At 56.0% G+C, this 24,748-nt stretch carries 27 protein-coding genes and 1 tRNA gene; 16 read left to right on the top strand and 12 right to left on the bottom strand.

The features are described from left to right. From HKD42_RS02225 to HKD42_RS02215, 3 genes are read right to left on the bottom strand one after another with little or no spacing between them, the layout of a single operon-like run. The gene (locus HKD42_RS02225) at positions 1-336 is read right to left on the bottom strand and encodes a 2Fe-2S iron-sulfur cluster-binding protein (protein WP_170009901.1); all 336 of its coding nucleotides are present in this window, start codon (positions 334-336) and stop codon (positions 1-3) included. Further along, a complete protein-coding gene (locus HKD42_RS02220; RefSeq protein WP_170009899.1) occupies positions 333-1,427 on the bottom strand; it encodes a cysteine desulfurase family protein in 1,095 nt (364 codons plus the stop codon). Before HKD42_RS02220 ends, HKD42_RS02225 begins: the two co-directional genes overlap by 4 nt. Beyond that, positions 1,424-2,416 carry a cysteine desulfurase family protein gene (locus HKD42_RS02215; RefSeq protein WP_246236668.1) on the bottom strand — a complete coding sequence of 331 codons (993 nt, stop codon included), beginning with the start codon at positions 2,414-2,416 and terminating at the stop codon, positions 1,424-1,426. Before HKD42_RS02215 ends, HKD42_RS02220 begins: the two co-directional genes overlap by 4 nt. Before the next feature lie 191 nt (positions 2,417-2,607). Here HKD42_RS02215 and HKD42_RS02210 point away from each other — a divergent pair, with 191 nt between their 5' ends. Both HKD42_RS02210 and HKD42_RS02205 read left to right on the top strand, forming a co-directional pair. After that, the gene (locus HKD42_RS02210) at positions 2,608-3,264 is read left to right on the top strand and encodes an alpha/beta hydrolase (protein ID WP_170009897.1); all 657 of its coding nucleotides are present in this window, start codon (positions 2,608-2,610) and stop codon (positions 3,262-3,264) included. Between the two features lie 158 nt (positions 3,265-3,422). Further along, a complete protein-coding gene (locus HKD42_RS02205; RefSeq protein ID WP_170009895.1) occupies positions 3,423-4,115 on the top strand; it encodes a TonB family protein in 693 nt (230 codons plus the stop codon). Between the two features lie 2 nt (positions 4,116-4,117). On the opposite strand, the gene HKD42_RS02200 is transcribed toward HKD42_RS02205, so the two are convergent. Further along, positions 4,118-4,342 carry a hypothetical protein gene (locus HKD42_RS02200; RefSeq protein WP_170009893.1) on the bottom strand — a complete coding sequence of 75 codons (225 nt, stop codon included), beginning with the start codon at positions 4,340-4,342 and terminating at the stop codon, positions 4,118-4,120. A gap of 124 nt (positions 4,343-4,466) precedes the next feature. Between HKD42_RS02200 and HKD42_RS02195 the strand changes: the two genes are divergently transcribed. The 3 genes from HKD42_RS02195 (at position 4,467) to HKD42_RS02185 (ending at position 8,351) form a co-directional block, all read left to right on the top strand. After that, the gene (locus tag HKD42_RS02195) at positions 4,467-4,832 is read left to right on the top strand and encodes a DUF3597 domain-containing protein (RefSeq protein ID WP_170009891.1); all 366 of its coding nucleotides are present in this window, start codon (positions 4,467-4,469) and stop codon (positions 4,830-4,832) included. A gap of 55 nt (positions 4,833-4,887) precedes the next feature. Then, complete coding sequence (locus HKD42_RS02190; RefSeq protein ID WP_170009889.1) at positions 4,888-6,741, top strand: DUF885 domain-containing protein; 1,854 nt, start codon at positions 4,888-4,890, stop codon at positions 6,739-6,741. 203 nt (positions 6,742-6,944) lie between these two features. After that, a complete protein-coding gene (locus HKD42_RS02185) occupies positions 6,945-8,351 on the top strand; it encodes a tetratricopeptide repeat protein (RefSeq protein WP_211483476.1) in 1,407 nt (468 codons plus the stop codon). Between the two features lie 108 nt (positions 8,352-8,459). Here the strand turns inward: HKD42_RS02185 and HKD42_RS02180 are convergent, their stop codons facing one another. From HKD42_RS02180 to HKD42_RS02165, 4 genes are all read right to left on the bottom strand, one after another. Further along, complete coding sequence (locus tag HKD42_RS02180) at positions 8,460-9,032, bottom strand: phosphoribosyl-AMP cyclohydrolase (RefSeq protein ID WP_170009886.1); 573 nt, start codon at positions 9,030-9,032, stop codon at positions 8,460-8,462. A gap of 248 nt (positions 9,033-9,280) precedes the next feature. Next, positions 9,281-9,805, bottom strand: coding sequence for a DUF937 domain-containing protein (locus HKD42_RS02175; RefSeq protein ID WP_170009884.1), 525 nt, complete (start codon positions 9,803-9,805; stop codon positions 9,281-9,283). 28 nt (positions 9,806-9,833) lie between these two features. Further along, the gene (locus HKD42_RS02170; protein WP_170009882.1) at positions 9,834-10,196 is read right to left on the bottom strand and encodes a hypothetical protein; all 363 of its coding nucleotides are present in this window, start codon (positions 10,194-10,196) and stop codon (positions 9,834-9,836) included. Between the two features lie 142 nt (positions 10,197-10,338). Next, positions 10,339-11,991: a phosphoenolpyruvate carboxykinase gene (locus tag HKD42_RS02165; RefSeq protein ID WP_170009880.1), complete on the bottom strand. Its 1,653-nt coding sequence runs from the start codon at positions 11,989-11,991 to the stop codon at positions 10,339-10,341. Between the two features lie 227 nt (positions 11,992-12,218). Between HKD42_RS02165 and HKD42_RS02160 the strand changes: the two genes are divergently transcribed. The 7 genes from HKD42_RS02160 to HKD42_RS02130 all read left to right on the top strand — a co-directional run bounded on the left by HKD42_RS02160 (position 12,219) and on the right by HKD42_RS02130 (position 17,572). Beyond that, positions 12,219-12,983, top strand: a complete 765-nt coding sequence (locus tag HKD42_RS02160) for a response regulator transcription factor (RefSeq protein ID WP_170009878.1) — start codon at positions 12,219-12,221, stop codon at positions 12,981-12,983. Further along, positions 12,976-14,574, top strand: a complete 1,599-nt coding sequence (locus HKD42_RS02155) for a sensor histidine kinase (RefSeq protein WP_170009876.1) — start codon at positions 12,976-12,978, stop codon at positions 14,572-14,574. The genes HKD42_RS02160 and HKD42_RS02155 overlap by 8 nt, the downstream gene beginning before the upstream one ends. 2 nt (positions 14,575-14,576) lie before the next feature. Then, entirely contained in the window at positions 14,577-15,005 is a 429-nt protein-coding gene (locus HKD42_RS02150) for an HPr kinase/phosphorylase (RefSeq protein WP_170009874.1), read from the top strand. Positions 15,006-15,044: 39 nt separating this feature from the next. Further along, positions 15,045-15,971, top strand: a complete 927-nt coding sequence (rapZ, locus tag HKD42_RS02145; RefSeq protein WP_170009872.1) for an RNase adapter RapZ — start codon at positions 15,045-15,047, stop codon at positions 15,969-15,971. A 61-nt stretch (positions 15,972-16,032) separates the two neighbouring features. Beyond that, on the top strand, positions 16,033-16,446 hold the full coding sequence (locus HKD42_RS02140) for a PTS sugar transporter subunit IIA (RefSeq protein WP_170009870.1): 414 nt from the start codon (positions 16,033-16,035) through the stop codon (positions 16,444-16,446). After that, positions 16,443-16,721: an HPr family phosphocarrier protein gene (locus tag HKD42_RS02135; RefSeq protein ID WP_170009868.1), complete on the top strand. Its 279-nt coding sequence runs from the start codon at positions 16,443-16,445 to the stop codon at positions 16,719-16,721. Before HKD42_RS02140 ends, HKD42_RS02135 begins: the two co-directional genes overlap by 4 nt. Beyond that, complete coding sequence (locus HKD42_RS02130; RefSeq protein WP_170009866.1) at positions 16,721-17,572, top strand: TrmH family RNA methyltransferase; 852 nt, start codon at positions 16,721-16,723, stop codon at positions 17,570-17,572. Before HKD42_RS02135 ends, HKD42_RS02130 begins: the two co-directional genes overlap by 1 nt. 326 nt (positions 17,573-17,898) lie before the next feature. Here the strand turns inward: HKD42_RS02130 and HKD42_RS02125 are convergent, their stop codons facing one another. From HKD42_RS02125 to recR, 3 genes are all read right to left on the bottom strand, one after another. Next, positions 17,899-19,323 (bottom strand): DNA recombination protein RmuC, encoded by a 1,425-nt coding sequence (locus HKD42_RS02125; RefSeq protein ID WP_170009864.1) that lies wholly within the window; start codon positions 19,321-19,323, stop codon positions 17,899-17,901. Positions 19,324-19,445: 122 nt separating this feature from the next. Continuing rightward, positions 19,446-20,036, bottom strand: coding sequence for a peptide deformylase (def, locus tag HKD42_RS02120; protein ID WP_170009862.1), 591 nt, complete (start codon positions 20,034-20,036; stop codon positions 19,446-19,448). Positions 20,037-20,081: 45 nt separating this feature from the next. Continuing rightward, on the bottom strand, positions 20,082-20,678 hold the full coding sequence (recR, locus tag HKD42_RS02115) for a recombination mediator RecR (RefSeq protein ID WP_170009860.1): 597 nt from the start codon (positions 20,676-20,678) through the stop codon (positions 20,082-20,084). Between the two features lie 53 nt (positions 20,679-20,731). Between recR and fmt the strand changes: the two genes are divergently transcribed. Genes fmt through HKD42_RS02100 form a run of 3 tightly spaced genes read left to right on the top strand, consistent with a single transcriptional unit; the run spans position 20,732 to position 23,553 of the window. After that, entirely contained in the window at positions 20,732-21,637 is a 906-nt protein-coding gene (fmt, locus tag HKD42_RS02110; protein ID WP_170009858.1) for a methionyl-tRNA formyltransferase, read from the top strand. Beyond that, positions 21,634-22,383 (top strand): tRNA pseudouridine(38-40) synthase TruA, encoded by a 750-nt coding sequence (gene truA, locus HKD42_RS02105; protein WP_170009856.1) that lies wholly within the window; start codon positions 21,634-21,636, stop codon positions 22,381-22,383. Before fmt ends, truA begins: the two co-directional genes overlap by 4 nt. A gap of 57 nt (positions 22,384-22,440) precedes the next feature. Beyond that, the gene (locus HKD42_RS02100) at positions 22,441-23,553 is read left to right on the top strand and encodes a zinc-binding dehydrogenase (RefSeq protein ID WP_170009854.1); all 1,113 of its coding nucleotides are present in this window, start codon (positions 22,441-22,443) and stop codon (positions 23,551-23,553) included. 15 nt (positions 23,554-23,568) lie between these two features. On the opposite strand, the gene HKD42_RS02095 is transcribed toward HKD42_RS02100, so the two are convergent. Then, a complete protein-coding gene (locus HKD42_RS02095; RefSeq protein ID WP_170009852.1) occupies positions 23,569-24,564 on the bottom strand; it encodes an asparaginase in 996 nt (331 codons plus the stop codon). Between the two features lie 101 nt (positions 24,565-24,665). On the opposite strand from HKD42_RS02095, the gene HKD42_RS02090 reads away from it, so the two are divergent. Further along, positions 24,666-24,741, top strand: a tRNA-Val gene (locus HKD42_RS02090). The last annotated feature ends 7 nt before the right edge of the window (positions 24,742-24,748 follow it).

The following is a 24,748-nucleotide window of genomic DNA, read 5'->3' as shown; positions in this document are numbered from 1 at the left end:
TCACATCCGCGATGCGTCATTGCTATCGCTCGGGATAGCGACGGATAATCCGTCCATTTCATCTGTCAGATCGATCTGGCAGGACAGGCGGCTTGTGCGTTGCACGCCATAAGCAAGGTCAAGCATATCTTCCTCTTCCTCGCTCGCTTCGGGCAGGCGATCGAACCATTCTGTGTCCACAATGACATGGCAGGTGGAGCACGCCATTTGGCCTTCGCAGGTTCCTTCCAAGGGCATACCCGCCGCTTGCCCGACTTCAAGCAGTGAGGAGCCGGACGCCGCATCGGCGGTAACGACATCACCGTTGGCGGCAGTAAATCGTACAGAAACAGTCACAGGCCTTGCTCCTTCACCGCTTTCAGAATTGCGTCGATACCTTGGTCTAACTCTTCCATGGTGGTGTAACGCCCGAAGCCCAATCGGATGGAGCTTTTGGCCGCTGCATCATCAAGCCCGATCGCTTTCAACACATGGCTGGGCCGTCCTGACCCGCTGGCACAGGCCGATCCGGCGGAAAAACACAGAGTGCGCGCATCAGACATCAGCCGTGCCACATCCAAGCCTTGCTTGCGGATGTTGAGGTTGCCTTGCCAGCGCGCCTCTGCACTGCCGTTCAATTCCCATCCTTCAAAACGGGCACGCGCCGCGATCCACAGCCCCGCAATATGATCGGCATCGTCCTGCATACGCTCAGCCGCGACCTTGGCTGCGGCGCCAAATCCAGCACACAGAGCCGGACTGAGCGTGCCAGAACGCACTGCGCCTTCCTGTCCCCCGCCATGCAGCAAGGGATCGATTTCCAACCCGTCACGTATCCACAGCGCGCCAATACCTTTGGGCCCGTGGATTTTATGGGCTGAAACTGCGATGAAATCACACGTCCCCGCCATTTCGATCCGTCCGTAGGCCTGAACGCCGTCACACAGCACTAACGCGCCGTTTTCCCGTGCAATCGCTGTGATATCCGCCAGCGGATTGATCGAACCAATTTCATTGTTGACCATCATCGCCGCGATAATACCGGTCTGTTTATTGGCGGCACCGCGCAAAGCGGCCAAGTCTGCAATCCCGTCATCACCGACTGGCAGAATTTTAAATTGACGCCCCTGCCGCTCTACCGGAACGGCACAATCGCGAACCGCTGAATGTTCCGTGGCAAAGGTCAGCACATTGCCCCGAGACCCCTTCAGCACGGTATTGAGCGCTTCTGTCGCCCCGCTGGTAAACACCACTGAGCCACCCGGAGGGAACAACGCCGCCACCCGGTCCCGCGCCAGCTCCACAGCTGCCGCCGCGCTGCGCCCCAGCCGGTGTGATGAATGCGGATTACCAAAGCCTTGCCCGTCTGCACCATCCAGCCAACGCAGCATCGCATCGCGCGCTTCGGGGGCAAGGGGTGTGGTGGCCTGATAATCGAGATAAATCATGTAAGACTTACCCATGCCTCGGCGAAGCGTTCCAGTTCCTGCGGTGTTGTATTCCACCCTAGGCTGACCCGGATTGTCCTCGCTGCCACGGCATCATCGACGCCGAAAGCATCAAGCACGCGGCTTTTCTTAAGAGTGCCGGAGGAACACGCACTGCCAGCCGATACCGCAATGCCCATGGCATCGAGCCGGATCAGCAGCGCTTGGGCGCTCAAAGTAGGATGAGTGATGGCACCGATAAAATCCACTTGATCGGTAAACTTGAGCCGCGCATCGCCAAAACCATCATAAAACGCGGCGCGCTGCGCGGCAGAGGTTTGCCAGTCAGATGCCTCCAGCGCGGCTGCAAAGCCCATGGCCGCGGGCAGATTTTCCGTTCCCCGCCGATAGCCACGTTCATGTCCGCCGGTTGGGTGTAGCAATGCGTAATCCCGCACCAGTAACGCGCCAATACCTATGGGACCGCCCAATTTATGGGCAGAAACGATCACCATATCCGCATCCGGCAATTCCAGCTTGCTGGCACTTTGCGAACAATCGGACAGCGTAAGCACGTCGAAATTAGCCAAAATCCGCTGCGCTTTTGCAAATTGTAACTGCGCACCGGTTTCGGAATTGACCTGCTGGATGCAGACAAGCGTACGCCAATCCCGCTCGGCAGGATCCATGCCGACTGCGCCCACTGCCTGATATATATCGCTGCGATCAAAAGAACCGTCACTCTGGGCCGGAAGAACCGCGTCATACGAACCCGGCCCGTTCAAAAAAACCGCATCATGTTCGATCTCGCTAACAGCCTTGCGTCCGGCTTGGACCTGCCCAACAGCAATGGCGGCGGCCTCGCTCGCCCCGCTGGTGAAGATCACTTCACCATCCCAGCCGAGCGCTTTTTTTACCCGCGCCCGTGCATCTTCCAACGCCTGTTTGGCTTTGCGCCCTTCCGCGTGCGGGCTGCTGGGATTGGCCCAGATCGCGAAACCTTCCTGCATCGCGGCCGATGCCTCTGGCCGGATCGGAGTGGTCGCTGCATGGTCAAGATAGATACGCTCGGTAATCGGTCAGCCTCTACTTCTTTGCGTGTATGGTTATCGCAATTGCGAAAAATGGATAGAACACTATATAGACTGCGAAATACGCCGCGCTACCCGCGTGTGTTCATCTTCTGACAGGTACATCAACAATGCCATCCGTAATTTTCCCCGGTCCAGAAGGCCGTCTTGAAGGCCGTTACACTCCCGCTCCGCGTCCGCGCGCGCCGGTTGCTATGATCTTGCACCCCCACCCCCAGGGCGGCGGTACAATGAACGAGCAGATGACTCAAAAACTGTTCAAGACATTCACCGATCGCGGATTTGCGACATTGCGGTTTAACTTCCGCGGTGTCGGGCGCAGCCAAGGAAGCTTTGACAATGGTATCGGTGAATTATCCGATGCCGCCGCCGCTCTCGATTGGGTGCAATCCATCCATGCAGAAGCGCAAACCACATGGGTTGCGGGCGTATCTTTCGGTGCGTTGATCGGTATGCAATTGCTGATGCGCCGTCCCGAAGTGCGCGGTTTCATTTCGATCGCGCCACCTGCGAACATGTATGATTTCAGCTTCCTTGCCCCGTGCCCTGCCTCCGGTATCTTCATTCAGGGTACCGCTGACACAGTTGTGCAGCCCAGCGCCGTACAAAAACTGGTCGATAAGCTGCGCACGCAAAAGCACATCACCATCCATCACGAAGAAATTCCGCGCGCGAACCATTTCTTTGAAAATGAACAAGATGAATTGATGGCTTCGGTTGATAACTACCTTGATTTCCGGCTGGACCCATCCTGCCCGATCAAGTGATCACCCAAACATCGTTAGTTTACATATCTAATATTCATTCCAAAATGTATTAGTGGCAAATTGCCACGCGATACTTCTTGGGTATCTTGTTGTGATGTTGTATCATCCTGTTGGAAGTTGGTCGTAACTTCTCGACCAGCGGGTAGAGGAGACACAACATGGCATATGTCGATCAAGGCATGGCGGCAGACCGAAAAAAAGCGGCAGCCGGTGTTATTGTTATTCACGCAGCGATTGGGACTGTGCTGGTCACAGGACTGGCCACAAACTTCATTCCGGCGGCGCCGCCCAAACCGTTTGAAGGGCACAATGTCGAAATAGAGCTACCCAAGCCAACCCCGACCCCGACCCCCATTGAAGACATCAAACCCAGCGCTGATCCGATATCCCAGCCCGATCCCTTCACGCCCGATCAGGCGATCGATATCACCCCGGCCGGACCGGTGATCACCACATCCACCACACCAGTACCGGCGGGCCCTGTCACGCGGGAGGTACTACCAACCGGACCGATAATGGTGATCCAGCCGCCCGTACCCCCGGTGCCGACATTTGAGCCGATTGCGGCCAAACCGCGCAATGCCCCCAGCGGCTGGATCACCCAGTCCGATTACCGGACCAGTTGGATCAACCGCGAATATACCGGGGTTGCCCGTTTCCAATTATCAATCGGGACCAATGGCCGGGTGCAAAACTGCCAGATCATGGCATCTACCGGCCATTCGGTCTTGGATACTGCAACATGCAAATTGGCATCGCGCCGGGCCCGATTTGAAGCAGCCCGTGATAGCAACGGTGAAAAAGTCATTGGCAGCTACACCGGTTCTGTCCGCTGGGAACTGCCCGATTGATGCTAAGAGGAGCTAGCAGGCTCTTCCACTTGCTCGATCTTGTCGAGGGGCGATGTCCCCTCGGCATCGGGTATCGTCCAAATCGCGACATTCACCACCGCGATAACGGCAAGCAGCACCATCATAAGCACTTGTTTTATGGGGCCGCCCCGCTTCCATAATGCGAACGCGCCAGCCAGCAGCCCGAACGCGGCCAGCACCATGATAGACAGAACGATATTCATCATTTTACACTAGCGCACAAATGCAGCGGTTTGAACCGGTTTAATATCTGCGCCGCAATGCCCATATAGTGGGTGTTGGAGAGCGACGCCGGGGGTGGTGATTCGCTATTGGAATAGGGAATTTTCTATGGGTATTTTCAGCTCAATCAAAAACGCAGTCTTCGGCAAAGACGAAGAAGAAACAAAAGCTGCACCAGCAGCGCCAGCAGCGCCAGCGGCCCCTGCTGCACCAGCCGCAATCAGCAACGTTGATGTCGCCGCCAATCTGGATGCAATGCCCGGTGCCGATAAACTCAACTGGCGCACATCCATCGTCGATCTTATGAAACTGATCGGTGTCGATGCAAGCTTTGCCAACCGCAAAGAACTTGCTGGTGAGCTGGGTGACACAAACTATTCCGGTTCCGCTGAAGAGAACATCTGGCTGCACAAGAAGACATTGCAAGAACTGGCCAAAAATGGCGGTAAAGTTCCCGCTGAATTTCTCGACTAAGCCTGCTGCGTGGCGGACGTTTGACTAAAACGCTCAGCCACGCCAGACATTGGGAATGACCATTCCCACACAGAATTCGATCACCCGCCGCCAAGCCCTGTCAGGGATTGGGGCGGGTGTTTCTTTAACCGCCGTCGCCGCCTGCGCGCCCGCCAGTATTGCCAGCCAGGCGGTAAAATCAGCCGCTATGATCCAGCCCAATGCGTTTTTGGATCTGGTGGCGTATCGCCTGCTGCAACATGAGCCAGAACGCGCCACCGGACTGGGTGTTGATACCGGCGCCTATGCTGGATTGCGCTCCCGATTGGAAGATCAGACGCAAGCCGGTCAAGACGCGTATGCGGCGACACTGCGCGAAGACCTCACCACTATCCGCGCCATCGACACCAGCGGTTTCGATGCCGACACCCGAACCAATTTTGAAGTCGTCGAAAGCGGATATGCCAACGCGCTGGACGGGTTCGCCCTGCCCTATGGTGACGTTGCCGTTGGCAGCTGGCGCAACGCGCCATATGTCGTCATCCAGAACGTCGGCTCCTATCTCGATCTGCCTCGCTTTATGGATTCAACCCATCCAATGCGGGACGCAGGCGATGCCAGCGCCTATCTCGACCGACTGGCCCAAGTCCCCGCCGTGCTGGACGGAGAATTGGACCGGATGCGCGCAGCCACCGATATGGGTGTGGTGCCGCCAGATTTCTTATTGGTGAAGGCCGTCGCGCAAATGCAGCGGACAATTACCGACGCCATGAAAGGCGGATCGCTGGTCGCTCCGCTAGAAAATTCCACACTCGGTGCTGCAAACGAAGCAGCTGGCGAAGCCAAGGCCATAGTGCAAAACCAGATTGCACCCGCGCTTGAGGCGCAACTGGCAGAGCTGTACCGGCAACAAAAATCCGCAACCGGCGATCCGGGCATGGCCGCCCGGCCCAAAGGGGACGAATGGTACGCATGGGCATTACGCGCCAGTACCACAACGCCGCTAACGCCGGACGAAGTGCATGAGCAGGGTTTGGAAGAACTCGCATCCTTGCACGGGCGGATGGACCCGATCCTCAAAGATATCGGCTACACGGTCGGCACGGTTGGCGAAAGGATGCAGGCGCTCAGCCAAGATCCGCGGTACAAGTTCGCAGAAGGCGATCCCGGCCGTAAAGAGATCATGGATTTCATCAAAGACCGGATCGGTTGGATTAAGGGCCAGATGCCCCGCGCCTTCAATACGCTTGTCGACCCTAATCTGGAGGTAAAACGCCTGCCGCTTGCGGAAGAACCGGGCGCACCCGGCGCGTATGGCGGGGCTGGCAGCAAGGATGGCACCATCCCTGGCCGGATGTGGATCAATTTGCGCACCACCGATCTACACCGCAAATATGACCTTGCCGACCTCACCTATCATGAAACGATCCCGGGACACGTTTGGGAAGGCGAATATTCTAACCGTTTACCGCTGATCCGCAGCATTTTGGCCTTCAATGCCTTCAGTGAAGGTTGGGCACTTTATGGCGAGCAATTGGCGGATGAACTCGGCGCCTATGACGATTTTGTCGTCGGCCGTCTGGGCTATCTGCAAAGCTTGGCCTTCCGCGCCTGCCGGATGGTCGTTGATACAGGCTTACATCACAAACGCTGGAGCCGCGATGAAGCGGTCAACTTCTTCGTCGAACGCAATGGCAGCAAACGGCAAGAGGTTGAAAGCGAAGTCGATCGCTATTGCAGCTGGCCCGGCCAAGCCTGTGGTTACAAGGTTGGCCACAGTGAAATTGTTCGGCAACGCACCATGGCAGAGGAAAAACTGGGCGATGCTTATGATTTCAAAGCCTTCAACGACGCAGTTATTCTGGGCGGAAACGCCCCGCTTGATGTGTTAGGCAAAAACGTCGCGCGTTATATAACTTCAGTGTCATAGATCACAAATACAACTTCTATTCTTCTTCGATCTCGCTAGTCTGAATGGCGATTCGATAGGGGCAGATAATGAAATATTGGATTCTACTATTTTCATTGGTGGTTTTCAGCACGGCGGCAGAAGCAAAGTGGTACGAGGCACAGAGCGATAATTTCGTAATCTATGCCGATGACAGCGAGAAGGATGTTCGGCGTTTCGCTGAAATGCTTGAACAATATCATGCCTCGATGGAATTCATTACGGGCCGCAAACTGGATAAGCCTAGCCCATCAAACAGAGTTACAATTTTTGCGGTGGGCAGCAAACGAGACATCAGAAAGCTATCTGGATCAAAAAGCACAACGATAGCCGGTTTTTACATACCGCGTGCTGGTGGCTCAAAGGCATTCGTACAGGATATTCGTCTCAAAAGCGGCTACCCTGATTTCTCAACAGTGGTGCTGCTACATGAGTATGCACACCACTTCTTGATCTCGAGCTCACGCTACGCAATGCCCCGCTGGATGAGTGAGGGTGCCGCTGAGTTCTTTGCAGCAGCAACATTCAATCGCGACGGAAGTGTTCTGATTGGAAGGCCAGCGCAACACCGCGCTGGAGAATTGGCCTATGCCAAAGATGTTTCCATCTACGAACTGCTTGATCGAAACTTATACGAGAAGAACAAAGGGCGGAAATACGACTCATTCTATGGTCGCAGCTGGTTGCTTTATCACTACCTGCAGTTTGAACCCACGCGGAAGGGGCAACTCACGGCCTATTGGAAACGAGTTGTTGAAGGGGAGACATCAACCGATGCCGCACAAGAAGCATTTGGAGACCTTGATCAGCTCGGTAAGGATTTGGATCGCTATTTGAAACAGCGACGAATGATGACATTTAACCTGAAACCTGACTGGTTGACTGTCGGTGAAGTGTCGATCCGGGAACTTTCGGAGGGAGAAGCCGACATAATGCCATTGAGGATGCGCTCACAAAGGGGCGTGACACGGGAGGAGGCGCTGGAGCTGCTACCTGATGTGCAGAAAGTGGCCAAACAATATCCAAATGATCCCGCTGTTCTGACGGTTCTTGCCGAAGCGGAAGTAGATGCAGGTAACAATGCAGCCGCCATTGCGGCTGCCAACGCAGCTATCGCGCTCGACCCAAAACAGCGCAATGCATATGTTCAAAAGGGCTATGCGCTATTTCGTGAAGCAATTGACGCAGAGGATCCGGACAGCGCCTATAAAGCAGCGATGGCACCATTTTCGGCGTTGAATGCGTTGGAGAATGACCACCCTTTGCCCTTGATCTATTACTACCGTAGTTTCGTGGCGCGCGGAAAAGAGCCACCTGAGCAGGCAAGGCACGCATTGGAACGGGCGGCGGAACTCGCACCCTTTGATCACGGATTGTGGGTGAATGTTGGCGCAATGCAAGCTGCAGAAGGCAAGATAGCTTTAGCAAAGGAAAGCCTTTCGCCGGTAGCTGCCAACCCTCACGGAGGTAGAACGGCCTCTAGGGCCGAGGCCTTGATAGCTGCACTACAGAACGCAACCGAGGGAGAGCCCTTTAGAGCTCGCAGCAGGCCAAAGTTCAAAGTGACCCAACAAGATGGTCGAGAAGAATAAACGATTACTGGCACCATTGATGGGCCGTTCAATACGCCCATTCAAGGCACAGTCGCCATAGAATGAAAGCGTGGCGCTCCACTCGCGGTAACGCCACGCTCCCCTGTCTTAGCTCGAGAAGGGTACCGAGCTATGATGCAGATTGATCTTCAGTGAACCGTCTTCAGCGCGCACATAGCCGAAGGTGTATTCAACCTTGGTGTCGTTGCCATCGGTGTCAGTGAAGTAATAGTTGCCCATTGCCATCGCGCTGTCACCATCGGTTACGGTACCTTCGTTTTCCCAACGAACAGCAGTCCATGGCTTGATCGCAAAGCCTTTATCTTCGGTGCCTTCTGTACCGATGAAGTAGCTCAGGGCTTCGTCAGCGTCACCGCGGAACTGGTCTTCAGCGGCCAGAGTTGGCTTGAACAAAACGGTGTCGCCACCTTCATAGGCATAGAAGTCAGCAATGTGCTTCTCAGCAGCCGCTTTCACGTCGCCTTCTTCAGTAAATACTTTGCCGATTGCGACAATGCCTTCACCCCAGGCTGTTTGAGCAGCAGCCACTTCTTCAGCGGTGATTGGCGCGCCAGCTTCCGCTGTTGCTACATCTGTGGTGCCTTCTGCGTCGGAGGGTGTTCCACACGCTGCAAGTGCAAGTGGGGCAGCGGCTGCGAGAACCAAGTGTTTAAGTTTCATAATCTTTTCCTTCATTGTCCGGGGAGAAATCTACGCCTCAGCCCCAATTGCAGATGACGCTTCGGTCGCGCCGTCTGATCTAAGATGTGGTGTCACATGATCACATAGACCAATATGAAATGATCGAACTTTTCAATAGTTCCAGTCTATCGAAAAGCTATCCCTCAATATGCTGCATGCCAAACAAAAGCGGCGACGGGATCCAATCCCATCGCCGCTTTTGTTTGTTATGAATGTTGTCCGGGCGTTTAGCGCGAAATCATGCCGGTAACGATAGAGCCAAGAATTCCGCCGAGTGCCCCACCCCCGGCACTACCGCCTGCACTGCCGCCAGCGCCTCCGCCGGAACCCTGGGCATTTTTGGCCATGTAACCAGCCGCTGCCATAGCCAGAATTGGCAGCATCTTTTTCAAAACACTTTCATCAATACCGGTCATTGCCGCAACCTCGCCAGCAACGCCGCGGCTGACATCTTTGCTGCCGAAGATTGTGCCGAGGATATCGTTGCCCTGTTGCGTCGGTGTGGGTGACTGGCCGAGTACCGCATCGAGCATTCCGCCCCCGCCGCCGCCCAAAATTGCACCGGCTAGGCCGCCCAAACCACCTAACGGGTCCGGCGTCGATGAACCGCCCGTGGCACTCCTCCCCATTCCTGCGACGATGGCCGGCAACAGAGCCCCGGCGCCGATCTTGGCGGTTTGCGGATCAATGCCCAGCTCACCCGCCATGCTTTCGATTACGCCGCTTTGCTGCAGCATTTGCGCCAAACTCATATATCTTCTCCCCGCGGTGGTAGTGTGACTATTTTTTGCCAAACAGGCTTGATGCCATACCGATCACATCGTTGATCGGATTTCCATCACCGTCGCGATCAAGCATGGATGCGAGACCGGCCAATTTGGAATCGCCGCCCATTTTCCCGGCCAGATCGCCCAATGCACCCTCACCGCCCATTTGCTCCATAATGGAACCAAGCGTGCCGCTGTCTAGGCCGGTCTTGCCCGCCGCCAGTTCAACGGTGTCACCATCTTCAGCGTGGGATTGCCCCAGCGCCGCAACCGCTTTTTCTGCCATTGCCGGATCAATGCCGACTTTCTCTGCGATGGCAGCCACTGTGTCGGGTGAGCCTGAGACTTGTGTCAGGATCGAATCAAGAATGCTCATAAAACCTCCATGTGTTGTTTGCGCCTACATTGGCCGACTCCCGGCAAAAGAAAAACCCCCTCCCCGACAAGCGGGGAGAGGGTCTCCTCTCCAACTGGTAAAATTGTGTTAGATTGTCGCCAACCGCTTATGCAGCGGCCATCTATGCAGCAGAAGGTGCAGCCTGCCGCACACCTTCATCCACATGGGCTTCAAACTCTGCAAAGTTATCAACGAATAGCTGAACGAGTTTTTGCGCTGTTTGGTCATACTCATCACCATCTGCCCATGTCGAACGCGGATCAAGAATGGTGCTGTCGATACCAAGCGCATCCAAACTGGGAACGCTTACCGGCACATCAAATCCGAAATTCGGATCCTTGCGGAATTCCACATCATTAAGGGAACCGTCCAATGCAGCATTGAGCAAGGCACGGGTCGCTTTGATCGGCATCCGGTTGCCAGTCCCGTATTTACCGCCGGTCCAACCCGTGTTGACCAGCCAGCACGCCACACCGCCTGTCGCGATACGCTCTTTCAGCAAATTCCCATAGACGCTTGGGTGGCGCGGCATGAACGGCGCACCGAAACAGGTGCTAAAAGTGGCTTCGGGTTCCGTCACGCCGATTTCGGTGCCTGCCACCTTCGCTGTGTAGCCGGACAGAAAGTGATACATCGCTTGATCAGGCGTTAGACGGGCGATCGGAGGCAATACACCAAACGCATCCGCAGTAAGCATGATGACGTTACTTGGAACCGGGCCAAGATTGTCAGCAGATGTGTTGGGGATCGATTCAATCGGATAGGCGCCGCGTGTGTTTTCCGCGAGCGTGTTGTCATCAAAGTCCAGCTCCCGTGAAACCGGATCCATGACCACGTTTTCCAGGACTGTGCCGAATTTCTTGGTCGTCGCGTAGATTTCCGGCTCCGCTTCTTCAGAAAGCCGGATCATCTTGGCGTAGCAACCACCCTCAAAATTGAAGACAGCGGTGTCTGACCAACCATGCTCATCATCACCAATAAGCGTGCGGCTCGCATCGGCAGACAATGTTGTTTTGCCTGTTCCCGACAATCCGAAGAACACGGCTGTTTTGCCATCCGCACCAATATTGGCAGAGCAATGCATCGGCATCACACCTTTGGTCGGCAGCAGGTAATTGAGAATGCCGAAGACACTTTTCTTCATTTCACCGGCATATTTGGTGCCGCCAATCAGGATCAGTTTTTCGGCCAAGTTGACCGCCACAACAGTTTCGCTGCGGGTGCCATGCCGCGCGGGGTCAGCACGGAAGCTCGGCAGATCGATGATTGTATATTCCGGCGCAAACGCGCCCAGCTCTTCCGCGGTCGGGCGAACCAACAACGTCCGGATGAACAGGTTGTGCCATGCCAGTTCGTTGATCACGCGAACGTTTACGCGGTGTTCTGGCTGCGAACCGCCGAACAAATCAGCGACATACAGAGTGTCTTTTTCGCCAACAGCCACGAGGAAATCTTCCTTGAGATTGGCGAAGTGCTCAGGTGTCATGGAGGCGTTGACCTTGCCCCACCAAACCGCGTCTTCAGTCGCCTCGTCGCGGACAATGAACTTATCCTTGGCCGACCGGCCCGTGTGCTGGCCGGTTTCCACCACCAATGCGCCATGTTTGGCAAGACGGCCTTCGCCGTTGGCCAAAGCATGCTCTACCAATTGCGGCGTTCCAAGGTTGGGATGGATGGTTGCACCAGTTTCAATATTCTGACTGGAAAGCGATTTAGCGAGGGGGGCGATCACAATGGTCTCCTGGCCGGTAGAAACGTCCGGCGATGTGCACATTACGGCGGGGTTCGACTCGTCTGCATACGAATGCAAAATATTTTGGCCCGCATAGTAGCGGTCTGCCGTAAGGTCAAACTGTCGCGCTCTAATTGTGCGTGGATGAAGGACGTTTGCTGTTTACCCACCATTAGCTGAACTACCAACAGAGCCGCCGCCGGCATCTGGGCTAACGATGTGATATTGGCATATCGACGGCCAGACGCCATAAGGCTGGCGGAGACATCATGCCAGAATCGCCAGACACATCATCACCTGCCGCATCCGCTGGTCCCAACCGCGTGATTGCTCTTGTCGATGATGATCGCAATATCCTGACGACCGTATCAATCGCCTTACAAGCGGAAGGCTATACCACGCGGCTATATTCAGATGGTGAGGCCGCTTTGAAAGCTCTGCTGGAAAACCCGCCTGATTTGGCAGTGTTCGATATCAAGATGCCGAAAATGGATGGTATGGAGCTTCTGAAGAACCTGCGGCAGCATTCTGCCTTGCCGGTGATCTTCCTGACCAGCAAAGATGATGAGCAAGACGAAGAAGCCGGTCTTGAGCAAGGCGCCGATGATTACATCGCAAAGCCGTTTAGTCTGCGCTTGCTGCTGGCACGCATCCGGGCAATCCTGCGGCGGAGCGACGCTCGATCAGAAACTTCGCCTTTTTCTTATGAAGAAGATCAGAGCCCCCCTAACGAAAAGCTTTCCCGTGGGCGGTTGGAAATGGATCCCGCCAAGCATCACGTTTCCTGGGATGGAAAAGCAGTAGCGTTGACCGTGACAGAGTTTCTGATCTTGGAAGCTCTGGCATTGCGGCCAGGTGTCATCAAATCGCGTAACCTGCTGATGGACGCAGCCTATCCCGACGATATGTTTGTCGATGACCGTACAGTAGACAGCCACATCAAACGGATGCGCCGCAAATTCCGTGTGGTCGATCCAAATTTTGATGCAATCGAAACGCTTTATGGCGCAGGATACAGCTTCACTGATGGCTGAACCCTATTCACAGAATGGGGATTTGGCGGCGCTATCCGCCGATACGGATCCTGTACGCTTTAACTGGTTCCGAAGCATATCGCTCACGGCGCGTATCTTGGCCGTCAACCTATTGCCGCTCGCCTTTCTTGGTGGCGGCATATTTTATCTGGATGGCTACCGCGCCCAGTTACTGGATGAACGGTATAAACTCGCCCGCATCGAGGCCCAGATCACTGCCGAGGCATTGGCTGGTGCGACACGTGAACGGCAAGAGGCGCTGCTGATCCAAATCGGCAAAGAGCAAAAGATGCGCTTGCGGATGTTTGATGCTGAGGGAAATCTGTGGGCTGATAGTTTCGCCCTGGACGAGCCCTCTTTTAGCTTCGCCGACACATCGCGTGATGATTGGAGCCAAAAGTTCGCTCAGACGCTCGACAAAATCGTCGATACTGTTGTGTCTGCCGAACCAGTGCCTGATTATATCGAACCGGAATCGGACACTGCAGATGCATGGCCGGAACTCGTCCGTGCGCGCGAAGAAGGCGTCAGCCAAATTGAACTGCGCGACTGGCCTGATGGCACGCCTGTCATCACCGCCGCTGCCCCCGTTGGCCTGATCGGCGCGACACTGCTTACCACTCGCAACGCGGTTGATATTACAGAAGCGGTGCGATCGGCCCGGTCCACATTGGGCATCGCCGTGTTGCTGGCGCTGACCGGCTCCATATTATTATCGCTCTATATGGCCCGCACTATCGTTGGCCCGCTGCGGACTTTATCGAAAGCAGCAATTCGGGTCAGACTGGGGCGTGAGCGCGGTGTCGAAGTCCCGCGCTTGCCCGACAGGCATGATGAAATCGGCCTGCTCGCGCGCGCCGTTTCCGATATGACGGAAGCCTTGCGTGAACGGATCGATGCGGTGGAACATTTCGCGGCTGACGTGGCGCATGAAATCAAAAACCCGCTTGCCAGCTTACGCAGTGCCATTGAATCGCTCGCCCGCGTCGATGATCCGGAATTGCGTAAACAACTGACAGATATCGCCTCGCACGATGTACGCCGTTTGGACCGGCTGATTACCGAAATTGCTGATGCCAGCCGCATTGATGCAGAGCTGTCCCGCGCGACGTTTGAAGAAATGGACCTTACCGCCATCACCAAAGCTATCATCGATAGGCGCGCCTATCGGTCGGTGAATGATGAAAGGCGGGTCGAACTGAGCCACCCTATTGGCAAGGCGATGGTGCGCGGTGTTCCAGAAAGGCTGGAACGCGTGATCGAGAATTTGCTTGATAATGCCGTATCTTTCTCGCCGCCTAGCGGGGTCATCAGCGCGGCCATTTCCGTCGATGACACATGTGTTTCCTTGACAGTCAGTGATCATGGTCAAGGCATCCCGGTAGATGCCCGGGAGAAGATTTTTACCCGATTTCATTCCGACCGGCCCGATGGAGAGGATTTTGGAAATCACAGCGGTTTGGGGCTCGCTATTGCCCGGACAATCGCTGATGCCCATGACGGCACGCTAACAGCTATTGATCGGCCCGACGGTCAAGATGGTGCCTGTTTGTTGCTGCGCCTACCGCGCATCAGCCCGCGCGTTTTCTAGCAATGGAAAATCTGCACCAAGCCACAGCTGTGGCAATCAATGGCCGGGCCTTACTGATACAGGGCCCGCCCGGTTGCGGTAAAACCGGTCTAGCTTTGACCTTGATTGATCGCGGAGCCAGTTTGATTGGCGATGACGGGGTGGCCCTGACAGATGATGACGGCGCTTTGTTGGCTGCGCCGCCAGCCGCGACTGTCGGCCTGATCGAAATACGCAATGTGGGAATTGTCAAACTCGCAGCCCGACGCGCCCCTGTATCACTGGTTTTAAAGATCGCACCTGAGGCCCCTCGATATATTGAGGAAGCACAGGTGACGCACCTTATGGGGCACGCCATCCCGTGCCTGGAATTCCCGCTATATGGCTCTGCGGACGCAATCCGGGCTGAATATGCGCTAAAAAGATACGGCTTACCCGGTGGTGCAGACTAAGTCTTTTCATCAGGCTCAATAGCGCGCACACAAGCCACCATGAGTTATGATTCGCCCACTCCATCTGACCAAGAACGACAACGTATCTTGCTCGTCACAGGGTTGTCCGGGGCCGGCAAAACAACCGCTCTGCGTGTCTTGGAAGATTTGGGCTGGGAAGCGATAGACAACTTCCCGATCCGGCTGCTGGGCGGCTTGGTCGATCACAACGCGCATAACGCCCAGCATGCCCCGCTCGCAATAGGATTTGACTCTCGCACACGCGGCTTCGTGCCCGATGACATTATCGCAACCGTCAAAGAACTCACCGCGCGTGATGATTTGGTCGTCACCACACTGTTTCTGGATTGCGCAGGGGGCGAGCTGGAACGCCGCTATAACGAAACCCGCCGCCGTCACCCGATGGCTCAGGGGCGCCCTGTCCATGTCGGCATTCAGGCGGAACGTGAATTGCTGGAGCCTTTACGCCGCTGGGCCGATGCGGTCGTGGACACAACCGAATTTGCCAGCAACCAATTGCAGCAATCTATCCGTGAGCGCTTTTCGGGCAGCGCGCCGCAACAAATGTCGGTTATCGTTTCAAGCTTTGGCTTTGCGCGCGGCACACCTCCGCTGGCCGATCTGGTCTTTGATATGCGGTTTTTGGACAATCCGCACTGGATTGAAGAATTGCGTGAGCAAACCGGGCTGGATGAACCCGTTGGGGCGCATATCCGCAAAGACCCCGCCTTTGATCAGGCGTTTTCACAGATCAGAGAGCTGTTGATCACGTTGCTGCCACGCTATGCCGCTCAGGGCAAAAGCTACGTGAATATTGCATTTGGATGCACCGGCGGCCGGCACCGTTCCGTCTATACGGCCGCCCAAATGGCGAACCAGCTGACCGAAGCCGGATTTGAACCGACAGTCATCCACCGCAATCTGGCATCCAGAGCCGCTGACGCAATCGAAGGGCGGAAGACATGATGTGGCTTGCTGAACGGTTACCCCTTTACCTTGCGATCACTTTCGGACACACGCTCGCACCATGATCGGCATGGTATTGGTGACTCACGGCAATCTCGCCGACGAATTCGTGTCCGCGATGGAACACGTCGTTGGCAAGCAGCCCGCCTTGGCTACAATTTGCATTGGGCCAAGCGACGATATGGAACAGCGCCGGTCTGAAATAGCTGGCGCGGTTAACGACGTGAACGATGGCACGGGTGTGGTTATTCTTACCGATCTGTTTGGCGGCACACCGTCAAACTTGGCCATTTCACTGATGGAAGCAGGCCACGTAGAAGTGATAGCCGGAATTAACCTACCGATGCTCATCCGCCTGGCAGAGGCACGGAAGAAGAAAACCATTATGAAGGCAGTCACCGCCGCCCGTGACGCCGGCAAAAACTATATCACCATTGCATCAGAATTTTTGGGTCAGGAAGGCGACGCAAAATGAGCGAGCTGCGGCGGAACATCGTAATTGTGAACCAACGCGGACTGCACGCACGCGCAAGTGCAAAATTCGTCGGTGCCGTTGCTGATCTGGGCGGCGATGTAAAAGTCACCATCGCCAAAGACGGTAACGAGGCCGCAGGCGGATCGATACTGGGCCTGATGATGTTGGGGGCAGCCAAAGGCGACACGGTTGAGCTGATCGTGTCCGGAACCGAGCCGCAGCCCGCATTTGACCGGTTGGCGGCCATGATCGAAGATGGCTTCGGCGAAGAATAATGCCTTTTGACACGGGCACCGGGGCAGGCGGGAGTTTTTCAGCGCGCCGGGAAATAACCGGTTTCTCAAACCCAACTGTCAAATACCTTCGCAGTTTGCGGGAGAAGAAGCACCGTAAGAGGGAAGGCAAATTTCTGGCCGAAGGCCTCCGGTTGCTGACCGATGCCCGCGAATGCGGCCATATTCCGCAAATGCTGGTGATGGCGGCAAAACGTGATCCGCATCCGCTCTTGTCGCAGCTTGAACAGGCCGTCGCGGACGCTGGCGGAGAGATCATTGAAACCTCGGCAGACATCCTCACCAAAATCACCGGCAAGGATAATCCACAAGCCGTTGTGGGGATGTTCGCAGAATTTGACACCTCGCTGGCCGCATTGGAGCGTGACCGGGGCGATATCTGGCTGGTGGCACAGGCGCTGCGCGATCCTGGCAATCTGGGCACGATGCTGCGGACCTGCGATGCAGTGGGTGCCGGCGGATTGATCCTGATTGACGATTGCGCTGATCCCTTTTCGGTGGAGGCCGTGCGCGCCAGCATGGGGGCGGTTTTCACCCAGCAAATCGGCCAAGCCACGTGGGACGATTTCTCCGCATGGCTGCGTGCAGATCATGGCGGCCGTGCTGGCCAGTTGGTGGCGGCAAGCCTACGTGATGCGGTCGATTATCGCGGCGCGCCCTACTGCGCCCCGTGTTTCATCATGGTGGGGAATGAATCGCGCGGACTGCCCGCTGAATACGAAGACGCCTGCGATCTGCGGGTGACCATGCCGATGAAAGGCCGCGCCGATAGCTTGAACGCAGCGGTCGCCGGTGCGGTTCTGGCTTACGAGGTTTTGGCGTCACTCGATTGATTGAGGCTGGATTGATCGGGGCTGGATCAATCAGGCGGGGCGGTAACTTGACGAAGTTGACAGTCTGTCAGGCAGCCAAATCATGTATTTGTTCTGTGTTTTCTGTACATTAAGGCGATTTTGCGAAGTTGACACGTGTGGCGCACGTTTTGGTCGCGGCTGATCCTAATTCACCCGTTCCATTCATGCGGGGGCGATACACTGACGATGTGAAAGAGCCGGGTCATAATATCAGCAGGATTCCCAGTAGGAAAACCGCGTAGCCATAAGCCGCCTTTGCAAGAGCACCCTATCGGTCCGGCCCCGATATTAGCTTGGCCCCGATATTAGCCGGGCAAAGCAGGTGTTTCGCCATCATCCATGTCAGACATATCGATATCTGCCTCCACCGCGTCTTTGGCAGTATAGCGCGGCGCAGCCTCTACCAGCGGCACCTCTTCAATCTCCCGCTTGCCGACCTCAATCCCTTTTTCTGCCAAGCGCTTGCCGGACGACAGGACATTGCGTTCAAAGCTGCCGACAAATTTGTTGTAATTGCCGACCGCTGTTTCGAGGCCTGAGCCCATACGTTTCAAATGCTGGGAAGCAACCGCGAGACGCTCGTATAGTTCCGCCCCAGCCTTGCCAATTTCACGCGCTTCATCGGCCAGTTGGTCCTGCCGCCAAACCTGCGCGATTGTGCGCGCAATGGCGACCAGATTGGTCGGGGAAGCCAGCAGTACCCCGTTCTGGAAAGCGAAGTCCCACAGATCGGGATCAGCCTCCAAAGCCGCGGCAATGAAATGCTCGCCCGGTACAAACATCACGACATAGTCTGGCGCTTCATCGAACTGGCTTTGATACGACTTAGCACCCAATTGCTGGACATGATTGCGCATGGATTTCGCGTGTGCAGCAAGCGAGACTTTGCGCACATCGTCATCATCTGCCTCAAACGCTTCCTGATAGGCATTGAGCGAAACTTTCGCGTCGATAATCAGTTTTTTCTGGCCCGGTACGTTCACAATCGCATCCGGGCGCAACCGACCCTCCGATGTGTCAATGGAATGTTCCAGATTGAAATCTGTGTGCTGTGACAGGCCGCATTGTTCGAGCACATTTTGCAATGCCCGCTCACCCCAACGCCCGCGCGCTTTCGGGGCGTTGGTCAGCGAATTCCCCAGCCGCTGCGCCTCGCGCCGGACTTCTTCCTGGCCCTTCTGCATATTATCGATCAGGCCGGTTAGCTGGCCGAACGCATCAACCCGCTTAGCCTCCAAAGTCGCGACTTGCTCTTCATAGTTTTTGAGGCGTTGACCAACAGGTTCCAGCAAAGCTTTGATCTTCTGCTCGCCGGTTTCTTCAGATTGTTTGAAGCGTTCATCCGCGCGCCGTAGAAAGGCTTCCTGCGCCTTTCCAAGCACTTGCGCGCCGGTGTTTTCAAATTCTTTGAGCAGTTTCTCGCGGCTTTCTTCGAGCAGCTTTTTCTGCTCGGCAAAACCGGCGCGTTCGGCTTTGAACGCCGCATTCTCATCCCGCGCCATATCGAGCTTCGCAGCCAGATCATCCGCCCGTGCCGCGCGGTCGCTCATGGTCGCCAGTTCGGGGGCCATGCGCGCGACCGTATCGCTCGCTTCTTTCGCCGCCGCATCACGTTCTTCAAAACGGGTGCGCCAATCGGCAACGGGGCGAGAGCCGAAATACCAACCAGCCCCTCCACCCAATGCGAGGCCGATGAGTAGAACGATGATGGTTAAAATTGTTGAATCCATAACGCTTGATAGGCGGAACGGACAGGGAACGCTAGTGGCTCCCAGTGATACTCACATAATTTCGTCATTCCCGCGAAGGCGGGAACCCAGAGCGGCGTAGCGATGGGCTGTTTAAACGCGCCTTAGGCAGCCTTACGCAGCTTGTTCAGCTTCTTCAGCGCCATTTGCTTTTTCAAACGGCTGAGGTGATCGATGAACAAAATGCCTTCCAGATGATCCATTTCATGCTGGATGCAGGTGGCCATCAGGCCGTCCAAATCTTCCTCATGCGTTTTGCCATCAAGGTCTTGATAGCGCACACGGCAGGTCGCGGGGCGATCCACATCGGCATAGATTTCAGGGACCGACAGGCAGCCTTCCTGATATGTCGCCAGCTCCTCTGCCGGATCAAGGATTTCCGGATTGATGAAAATGCGCGGTTCTTTTTTCAGCGGATAATGCTTGTGAGAACCCTGCCCGTCCCCATGGCCATCCCCGTGATCATGGCCGCATTCTTCCGGCTCCGCATCGGTATCTTCCGGTTGAAGATCAATCACCAATACACGCTTGGGCACACCCACTTGGATCGCGGCAAGGCCAATGCCCGGCGCGTCATACATGGTTTCGAACATATCCTCGACCAGCGTTTTGAGCTCATCATTGAACTCTGTCACAGGGGTCGAAACGGTTTTCAGCCGGGGGTCCGGCACTTCAAGGATTTCACGGATAGCCATAGGCGCTATCTAGGGGTGCGAGGGCAATGCTGCAAGCGGTGAGAGTTAATCCACCGGTCGCCGCGCGCGCAATGCCTGCGCCAGCGTGCCTTCATCCAGGTAATCCAGCTCCCCGCCAACCGGCAGGCCGTGCGCCAGTTGCGTGATCCTGATAGGGAATTCTTCCAACCGCTCCGCGATGTAATGGGCGGTCGTTTGCCCTTCCAACGTGGCATTCATCGCCAATACGATTTCATCAATACCGCCATCAGCCACACGGCCCAGCAATGCAGCAATATTCAAATCCTCTGGCCGGACACCGTCCATTGCAGATAATTTGCCGCCCAGCACGTGATAGCGCCCGGTAAACAGCTTAGCCCGGTCAAGCGCCCACAGATCGGACACATCTTCGACAACGCAGATCGATTTTTGATCGCGGCGCGGATCGGCGCAGATGCCGCACGGGTTCTGCGTATCGACATTGCTACACGTCTCGCATTCAACCAACCTGTCACGAACGGCAACAAGGGCATTGATGAGCGGATCAAGCGCATTGTCGCGGCGCTTCACCAGCCACAAAACCGCACGGCGTGCCGAGCGTGGCCCCAAGCCGGGGAGCCGTGCCAATGCCGAAGCCAGTGTCTCGATCTCTTGCGATGCCATGCGGGCCAAGATAGGGCGCTTGCAGCTTGATAGGAAGGCCAGCAGACACCGCTATGCGCATCATTTTCATGGGAACACCCGACTTTGCCGTGCCGACGCTGAATGCCCTACACGAATTGGGGCATGATATTACGGCAGTGTACACGCAGCCCCCCCGCCCCGCCGGGCGCGGTAAGAAACTGCAACCCTCTGCCGTCCACACACGGGCAGACGAACTGGGGCTGATGGTGCGCCATCCGGTGTCGCTCAAAACTGCAGAAGCGCAGCAGGAATTTGCGGCACTGAACGCCGATGTAGCGGTGGTGGCTGCCTATGGGTTGATCCTGCCGCAAGCGGTGCTCGACGCGCCGAAGCAAGGCTGCCTCAATGTCCATGCCTCTATCCTGCCCCGTTGGCGCGGCGCGGCCCCCATCCACCGCGCAATCATGGCTGGTGACGAAGTAACCGGCGTTACCATCATGCAAATGGAACTGGGACTGGATACCGGCCCGATGCTGTCCACGATACGGACACCCATCGAAGACAAAACAACGGGTGAATTAACCGCTGAACTGGCCGAATTGGGCGGACGTTTAATGGCGGAAACCTTGCGTGAACTGGCCAATCATATCCCGGTTGCGCAAGATGACGGCGATGCCACCCATGCCGCCAAAATCGACAAGGCCGAAGCGCGTATTGTGTGGGCCGATGATGCGGCTGTCATCGAACGCAAAATCCGGGCGCTGGCCCCCTTCCCCGGCGCATGGTTTGAACTGGATGGCGAACGGATCAAAGTGCTGAAGGCACAGCTTGCCAGCGATACAGGGCCCGCGGGCAGCACATTGGATGACGCATTGACGATTGCGTGCGGATCAGGTGCGATACGCCCGCTGCTGATCCAGCGCGCAGGTAAGCCGAAAATGGATGTCGATGATTTCCTGCGCGGCTCCAACGTGCCAGCGGGAACGCAGCTCGCTTGACCCGTTACGCGCTCACTCTCGAATTTGATGGCGCACCCTTTATGGGCTTGCAGCGCCAGAACCACGGCATGACTGTACAGCAAGCCGTGGAAGACGCGGTGCTAAAATTTTCCGGGCAAGATGTGCGGATGCAATCCGCTGGCCGCACCGATGCGGGGGTCCACGCCTATGGCATGGTGTCCCACATTGATCTGGACACTGACCTTTCGCTGTTTCGGATGCAGGAAGCGATCAACGCCTGTCTGCGCCCTCATCCCGTCGCGGTTACGCATATCGCGATCAAGCCGGATGATTGGCATTCGCGGTTCGATTGCACCGGACGCAGCTATATTTACAAAATCTGCAACCGCCGTGCGCCGCTGACATTTGAACGCGGCAATGCATGGCAAATCCCGCAGGAACTGGACGCAGAAGCGATGCATGATGCGGCGCAAATCCTTACCGGATTGCATGATTTCACCACCTTCCGATCGGTCAATTGCCAATCACAAAGCCCGGTAAAAACCTTGGACCGGCTCGATGTGTACCGCAAGGATGAGTGGGTTTTTGTCGAGGCTGAGGCGCGTAGTTTTTTGCATCATCAGGTACGCTCAATGGTCGGCTGTCTTGCTCTGGTCGGCATGGGCCGCTGGGATGAAGCTCGTTTGAAGGACGCGTTAGAGGCCAAAGACCGGCAAATGTTGGGCATCAATGCGCCGCCGCATGGATTGTATTTCGTGTCAGCTCAGTATCCAAATGAAACCTAGCCAAATCAGCAGAGCCAGCCTAGCGGTATAGCAACTCAAGTGAATGGAGAGCACATAATGGCGACTACTGGTAAGCAGATTTTCTCGACTCTGGACGCAGGCGGCACTTTAACCGTGGAAGTTGGCGAAAAGTCGTTTGACGCCCCGACCGGCGCGCAGGTTCTGGTTAAAATGGAGGCCGCCCCGATCAATCCGTCTGATCTGGCCCTGCTGTTCAGCGCCGCTGATCTGGAAAATGCGGAATACACTCCGGGCAAGATCGTGGCACAGATGCCAGAACCGTTTCTGTCAGGTGCCAAGGGCCGCCATGGCCAAAAATCGGTTGTCGGTAACGAAGGCGCTGGCACTGTGATTGCAGCTGGCGAAGATCCAGCGGCACAGGCCCTTATTGGACAGCGCGTTGCGTGCGTACCCGGCAACGCCTTTGGCCAATATGCGGTTGCACCTGCCGCGATGTGTTTGCCGCTGGGTGACATTTCTTCCGTCGATGGCGCGTCTGCCTTTGTGAACCCGATGACCGCGCTGGGTTTCGTGGAAACTGCCAAGATGGAAGGGCACAATGCCATCATCCACTTGGCGGCCGCATCCAACCTTGGCCAAATGCTTAACCGCATCTGCCAAGAAGACGACATGAAGCTGGTCAATATTGTCCGCAAGCAAGAACACGCTGATCTGCTGAAAAGCCAAGGCGCGAAATATGTTGTGAACTCATCCGATGATGATTTCATGGCGCAATTGCGCAGCGCAATTGATGAAACCGACGCATATCTTGGCTTTGATCCGATTGGCGGCGGCAAGATGACCGATGCGGTCCTGAAAGCAATGGAACAAGTCGCAGCCGGGAAGATGACCGAATTTTCGCGCTATGGCTCGGATCAAGACAAGAAAATGTACATGTATGGCCGCCTCGATCTGGGCCCGACCATTCTGACCCCGTCTTACGGTCTGCAATGGACAGTGTCGGGCTGGCTGCTAACGCCGTTCCTCGCCAAAGCGGGCATGGAAACGGTCGTCCGGATGCGCACCCGCGTGCTGACCAACATGAAAACAACCTTTGCCAGCAATTACAAAGCGCACGTCAATCTGGAGCAAATGCTCGAGAAAGAGGCTGCTCTTGATTACCGGGCGATGAAAACTGGCGAGAAATACCTCGTCACGCCGCATTCCTAAAAAAACGGCGGCAGGCTAGCGTCTGCTAAATTCTTCTTGAGCGCGAGCGGGGTCAGTGATCCCGTTCGCGAGCAAGAGCTGCAACAGAATACGCGCTCTGGCCGGACCTAGCGCGCGCGCGGCAATAAAGCCCGCATCATCATCTTCGGGCTCCCGGTCAACCAGGCCTTCATCCACCCGTGATGATCTGACCACCAGAACACCCTGCTTCACTGCATCAGCCAACGCATCGCGGATACCGCGCGGCGCATTGCCGTGGCCAAAACCGGCCAGCACAATCCCGGCAGTTCCGCCATCGAGTGCGTCGGCAACATTGTCAGCCGGCATCCCTGCATAGGCATACAGGATCGACACCTTCGGCATATCCTCGAAGAACCTATATCGGGCCCCTTCGCCAGCGCGCCATGCCGGGCCGAACCATTCCAGCGAAGTCGGCGTAACATGGCCCACAGGACCACGCGGAAATCCCTTAAAGGCGTCGGTCATCTCTGTATGGGCTTTGCGCGCATCGCGGGCCGCGAAAATCCGGTCACTCATAACCAGCAAAACGCCTCTGCCCGCGGCATCCGGATCATCAGCAACACGCACCGCATTGGCAAAATTGCGCAATCCGTCCGATCCAACCGCATCAGCCGGCCGCATCGCGCCCACGATCACCACCGGCTTGTCAGCGGACACTGTCTGATCAAGCAAAAACGCGGTTTCTTCGGCAGTATCCGTGCCATGTGTGATGATGACGCCCCTGCACGCATCGTCAGCCAACGCGTCGGTGGTCGCCTGATGTAATTGTGCCCACAATGCGGGCCCGATATCTTCCGAACCGATATTGGCGAATTGAGAGCCAATCAGCGCAGTCTCAATACCCATCGCGGCCAGCTCGCCCAAGAAATCATCTATTCCGATTTGACCGGGCCGATAATCGCGCCGAGTCGCGGAACCTGCGACACCTGCGATGGTCCCGCCAGTGGCAAACACCTTGATATGCGGCGATCGAATGTCAGCATTATTCATAGCCCGCCCTTAGGGCACGATGAAAAAAGGTTCAAAGAAATCCACATTGGCAATTGATTTTGAACCTTTGGTCGCTATTAGCAGCGCTTCCGATGAATATCGGGCGCTTAGCTCAGTTGGTAGAGCATCTCGTTTACACCGAGAGGGTCGGCGGTTCGAACCCGTCAGCGCCCACCATTCTTGG

This window comes from Pontixanthobacter rizhaonensis, from assembly GCF_012972675.1.
Taxonomy (GTDB): domain Bacteria; phylum Pseudomonadota; class Alphaproteobacteria; order Sphingomonadales; family Sphingomonadaceae; genus Pontixanthobacter; species Pontixanthobacter rizhaonensis.
Note: the sequence above shows the minus strand (reverse complement) of the source record. Positions and strands in the feature narration are given on the sequence as shown.

Coding starts and splice junctions, on each gene's coding strand:
- HKD42_RS02220 (WP_170009899.1), bottom strand. CDS start 1,427: ATGATTTATCTCGATTATCAGGCCACCACACCCCTTGCCCCCGAAGCG.
- HKD42_RS02215 (WP_246236668.1), bottom strand. CDS start 2,416: ATGCAGGAAGGTTTCGCGATCTGGGCCAATCCCAGCAGCCCGCACGCG.
- HKD42_RS02210 (WP_170009897.1), top strand. CDS start 2,608: ATGCCATCCGTAATTTTCCCCGGTCCAGAAGGCCGTCTTGAAGGCCGT.
- HKD42_RS02205 (WP_170009895.1), top strand. CDS start 3,423: ATGGCATATGTCGATCAAGGCATGGCGGCAGACCGAAAAAAAGCGGCA.
- HKD42_RS02200 (WP_170009893.1), bottom strand. CDS start 4,342: ATGATGAATATCGTTCTGTCTATCATGGTGCTGGCCGCGTTCGGGCTG.
- HKD42_RS02195 (WP_170009891.1), top strand. CDS start 4,467: ATGGGTATTTTCAGCTCAATCAAAAACGCAGTCTTCGGCAAAGACGAA.
- HKD42_RS02190 (WP_170009889.1), top strand. CDS start 4,888: ATGACCATTCCCACACAGAATTCGATCACCCGCCGCCAAGCCCTGTCA.
- HKD42_RS02185 (WP_211483476.1), top strand. CDS start 6,945: ATGCTTGAACAATATCATGCCTCGATGGAATTCATTACGGGCCGCAAA.
- HKD42_RS02180 (WP_170009886.1), bottom strand. CDS start 9,032: ATGAAACTTAAACACTTGGTTCTCGCAGCCGCTGCCCCACTTGCACTT.
- HKD42_RS02175 (WP_170009884.1), bottom strand. CDS start 9,805: ATGAGTTTGGCGCAAATGCTGCAGCAAAGCGGCGTAATCGAAAGCATG.
- HKD42_RS02170 (WP_170009882.1), bottom strand. CDS start 10,196: ATGAGCATTCTTGATTCGATCCTGACACAAGTCTCAGGCTCACCCGAC.
- HKD42_RS02165 (WP_170009880.1), bottom strand. CDS start 11,991: ATGTGCACATCGCCGGACGTTTCTACCGGCCAGGAGACCATTGTGATC.
- HKD42_RS02160 (WP_170009878.1), top strand. CDS start 12,219: ATGCCAGAATCGCCAGACACATCATCACCTGCCGCATCCGCTGGTCCC.
- HKD42_RS02155 (WP_170009876.1), top strand. CDS start 12,976: ATGGCTGAACCCTATTCACAGAATGGGGATTTGGCGGCGCTATCCGCC.
- HKD42_RS02150 (WP_170009874.1), top strand. CDS start 14,577: ATGGAAAATCTGCACCAAGCCACAGCTGTGGCAATCAATGGCCGGGCC.
- rapZ (WP_170009872.1), top strand. CDS start 15,045: ATGAGTTATGATTCGCCCACTCCATCTGACCAAGAACGACAACGTATC.
- HKD42_RS02140 (WP_170009870.1), top strand. CDS start 16,033: ATGATCGGCATGGTATTGGTGACTCACGGCAATCTCGCCGACGAATTC.
- HKD42_RS02135 (WP_170009868.1), top strand. CDS start 16,443: ATGAGCGAGCTGCGGCGGAACATCGTAATTGTGAACCAACGCGGACTG.
- HKD42_RS02130 (WP_170009866.1), top strand. CDS start 16,721: ATGCCTTTTGACACGGGCACCGGGGCAGGCGGGAGTTTTTCAGCGCGC.
- HKD42_RS02125 (WP_170009864.1), bottom strand. CDS start 19,323: ATGGATTCAACAATTTTAACCATCATCGTTCTACTCATCGGCCTCGCA.
- def (WP_170009862.1), bottom strand. CDS start 20,036: ATGGCTATCCGTGAAATCCTTGAAGTGCCGGACCCCCGGCTGAAAACC.
- recR (WP_170009860.1), bottom strand. CDS start 20,678: ATGGCATCGCAAGAGATCGAGACACTGGCTTCGGCATTGGCACGGCTC.
- fmt (WP_170009858.1), top strand. CDS start 20,732: ATGCGCATCATTTTCATGGGAACACCCGACTTTGCCGTGCCGACGCTG.
- HKD42_RS02100 (WP_170009854.1), top strand. CDS start 22,441: ATGGCGACTACTGGTAAGCAGATTTTCTCGACTCTGGACGCAGGCGGC.
- HKD42_RS02095 (WP_170009852.1), bottom strand. CDS start 24,564: ATGAATAATGCTGACATTCGATCGCCGCATATCAAGGTGTTTGCCACT.